Source organism: Desulfobacter sp., assembly GCF_050177295.1.
The window spans coordinates 1-4,180 of sequence record NZ_JBFXHE010000393.1; the positions used below are offsets into that span (position 1 = coordinate 1).

General features: G+C 44.7%; 2 protein-coding genes. Both read left to right on the plus strand.

Translation table 11 applies throughout. From position 1 onward, the window contains the following. Positions 1 to 127: 127 nt before the first annotated feature. Positions 128 to 2,323, plus strand: a complete 2,196-nt coding sequence (locus tag AB7U36_RS19710; RefSeq protein WP_428161343.1) for a PEP/pyruvate-binding domain-containing protein — start codon at positions 128 to 130, stop codon at positions 2,321 to 2,323. Between the two features lie 20 nt (positions 2,324 to 2,343). Next, a complete protein-coding gene (locus AB7U36_RS19715; RefSeq protein ID WP_428161344.1) occupies positions 2,344 to 4,059 on the plus strand; it encodes an ATP-binding protein in 1,716 nt (571 codons plus the stop codon). The last annotated feature ends 121 nt before the right edge of the window (positions 4,060 to 4,180 follow it).

Here is a 4,180-nt window from a genome sequence, read left to right on the forward strand (position 1 = left end):
TCCTGAGAAAGCATCCTCATTTAAAAAATTTTTCCAAGGCACCTACCACAGCATTCGTCCGTATCTCCATGAAACGGTACTTTATGGTGAACCGATTTCAAAATGTCGTTGAAGTTAAGGTCAAACAATGAAACCGCTTCTCAATATAGATGAATGCTTAAATGCCGGAAAAGACCAGGTTGGCGGCAAAACCTATTGTATAGCAAAGATTTACAGCCATGGTATCCGGGTGCCAAAAAGTTTTTGCGTTCCCTGCAAAATTTATGATGATTATCTTGATCAGTCCCGTCTCAAAGAGAGGATTTTTTTTGAAATCAACAGAAAGTCGCTTGAGCAGATGCGGTGGGAAGAAATATGGGACACGTCGCTACGTATCCGCAACTATTTTCTAATCACCCCCATACCCAAAAAGATCGAAAAAAAACTTGCAGGCCTGATTGCTAAATATTGTGGAAATACCCCTGTGGCCGTAAGATCCTCAGCCCCGGGCGAGGATAGTGCGTCGAATTCATTTGCAGGTCTTCATGACTCTTTTTTAAACGTTTCCGGGACCAGTGAAATTATAAAGCACATCAAACTGGTATGGGCCTCACTTTACTCAGATGCAGCGCTGCTCTACCGCAAAGAACTTGGGCTGGATATCCAGACCAGCCGGATGGCTGTTGTCATCCAGGAACTGGTTGCATCAGACAAGTCCGGTATCTTTTTCGGACTAAACCCTTCCGGTTCAAATGAATCGGTGATTGAATCGGTCTATGGTCTGAATCAGGCACTTGTTGATGGTGACATTGAGCCGGACCGATGGATCTTAAGCCGTTCCACCGGAAAATTGATCCGCCATACAGATCCGGTTCGAAAAAGATATGCCGCCCCCGGAAAAACCGGGATTGTGTTCCAAGATTTGAAAGACCATGAAGCCAAAACACCGCCGCTGAACCACGATGAGATTCATCAGATATGGAAAACCGGCAATCGACTTGAACAAATTTTCGGCAAACCCCAGGATGTTGAATGGACAATAACCAATGGGGAATTGACAATTCTTCAGGCCAGACCCATCACCAGTACCGGATTTACTGAAACAGATGACAAAAGATCCTGGTATCTCACCTTGCACAGAAGCTATGAAAATTTAAAGAAACTCTACGACAAGATTGAGCATCACCTGATCCCTAAAATGATATCTGAAGCTGATAAATTAAAACAACAGGACCTTGAAATACTTTCTGCCCAATCTCTGTGCAATGAAATTGAGAGAAGACAAAAAATTTATGATGACTGGGTAAAAATTTATTGGGCTGATTTTATCCCTTTTGCCCATGGAATAAGACTTTTTGGTCAGGTTTACAACGATGCTGTGACGCCGGAAGACCCGTATGAGTTTATGAACTTGTTGGAAAATACCGGGCTAAAAAGCATGGAAAGAAACAGTCTGATTGAAAAACTTGCCCAAATGATTCGTAATGATAAGGCTCTTAAAACAGAGCTTGAAAACGAACGGATGCCGGACCCAAGTCATCCGTTCAGAGTACTCTTAGATTCTTTTGTTGACCAATTCGGAGACCTGTCCTGCACAACCGGCAGCGGCAGTGAGTGTGACTACGGTAAAAATGCCGTCATCCATCTGCTGCTTGAGTTTGCGGGTCGCCCTATTAAAGCAGGGAAGTCAAATGGAATCGATACAGCTCAACTTAAAGATAGATATATTAAAAGTTTTCCAGTTGACCGTCGGGATTTTGCAAAAGAGGTTCTTTCCCTAGGCAGGGAAAGCTATCGGCTCCGGGACGATGATAATATCCATTTGGGGCGAATAGAGGCAGGCCTTTTTGAGGCTGTCAGGGAAGGCCGGAGAAGATTGATTCACCCCAACACAACGAAAGATGACGTCAAAATTCTTTTAAAAGCGCCTGCGTTAAGTCTTGAACCGAAAGATCAGAGCCGGGAAGAAAAAGTTTCTCCTGATAAGACTGCTATCGAAAAATGGATCTCCTCGCGTCAAATTGTTGGACACCCTGCAGGACCGGGGATTTCTTCCGGCCGCGCAAGACTGATTCAAACACCTTCGGATTTACTATCATTCAAGCAGGGTGAAGTCCTTGTCTGCCAGGGTGTCGATCCCAATATGACATTTGTCGTACCGCTTGCCGCAGCCGTGGTTGAGGAAAGAGGCGGTATGCTCATTCATGGGGCGATTATTGCCAGGGAATACGGATTGCCGTGCATCACTGGTGCTTCAAATGCCATGAAGTTGATCGAAAATGGCAATCAGATAACCGTTGACGGATACCTGGGCATCATCACCTGCCACACTGAGGATCTGTGAATTTCGGGACTTATGATCTGATGAAAAAAACCGTATTTGAGAACACAATCACCAAACGCAAACAAGCGGAGCTAAACTTGAATAAGAGTGAGGAAAAGCAACGCATCCTCCTGGAGGAACTCAGGTATCGCAACACCATCGCCACAGCCATTGCAAAAGCCTCCAGTCTTTTTATTTCCCCGGATAAAGTGGACTACCAGGCCATACTCAGAACAATGGGAGAGAGTATTTCCGTCAACAGGGTTTATATTTTTGAGATAACGGGTAATGGCCGTACCCTTTCCAATACCTATGAATGGTGTGCCAAAGGAACCGAGCCCCAGATAGAAAATCTCAAAGAACTCGATGCCCATCTCTTTTCATGGTGGACCAACCAATTGCAGGATGGAAAGAATATTGTCATAGAAGATGTGGCCAACCTTTCAAGCCAGGCTGCCGCTGAAAAACAGATCCTCCAGAGCCAAAAAATCCAGAGCCTTGTCTGTGTTCCGATCTGGGCAAAAGGGAAAAAACTGTGGGGATTCATGGGGTTCGATGATACACAAAAAAAACGCGAATGGACAGAAACTGAAATTGAGGCCCTGCAGATTATAGGAGAGATGATCTCCGGTGACCTGGAGCGAAACGCATCTGAAAAAAGGCTGGAGTTTGAAAGAAAGCAACTGCTGTCTATATTTGACAGCCTGGACGGAAATATTTACGTATCCGATCCCCATACATATGAAATACTCTATGTAAACAAAGCCTTTAAAAAATATTTTGATCATGAGTTGATCGGCAAAATATGTTACAGGGAGTTTCAGGGGCTTGATTCTCCCTGTTGTTTTTGCAGCAATAAACAGATCCTTGAAGAAAAGCCAAAAATTCACAGATGGGAATTTTACAATGCCATGATGGACAAAACATTTTCCATCATGGACCGGATCATTAGCTGGCCCGACGGGCGTGATGTCAGATTTGAGGTGGCCATTGACATAACAGAAAAAAAACAGATTGAATCCCGTCTCCGGCAGGCCCAGAAAATGGAAGCCATCGGTACCCTGGCAGGGGGCATCGCCCATGATTTTAATAATATTCTTTCGGGTATCTTTGGATATCTTCAGCTGGCCAAACTTCATATTCAGGAACCGGAACTGGCCGGAAAAGACCTCGAAAAAGGTTTAGAAGGCGCCAAACGGGCCGCCTTGCTGACCAAGCAGATTCTTACTTTCAGCCGGCATAAAGGAGATGACCGCAGGCCCCTGGTCGTATATCCCCTGGTTCAGGAAACCTTAAAACTGCTTCGGTCCGTGATTCCCGCGAACATTGAAATTAAAAACAATGTTGTTTCAAAAGCCATGATACTTGCTGATTCAACCCAAATCCATCAGCTGGCACTGAATTTGTGTACCAACGCGTATCAGGCAATGGGCGACGAGCGCGGGGTGTTGACCATCAGCCTAAATGAGGTGGTCCTTGGCAAGGACCAATTGGGTCAGGAAAATAATCTGTTACCGGGTAAATATTTAAAGTTTGAAGTTTCCGATACCGGGCCCGGTATCGAAAAAGCCATCCAAAATAAAATATTTGATCCCTATTTTACAACAAAAAAAATGGGCAAAGGAACGGGGCTGGGGCTTGCCATGGTCGCAGGAATAGTCAAAAAGCACAATGGATTCATCACCGTGCACAGTCAACCCGGAGAGGGAGCCAGTTTCAAGGTTTTTTTACCGATTATTGCTTCCAAATTGTCGTAAGCGGTGTATGAACCACACCTTTTTAAGCCTATCGGGGTGTTGTATAGTTTTCCAGCAAGTTTTTATCCACGTTTTGTGGCATCAAAGCTTTAAATTCGTCTTCCGTCATGGCTTCCGGTAA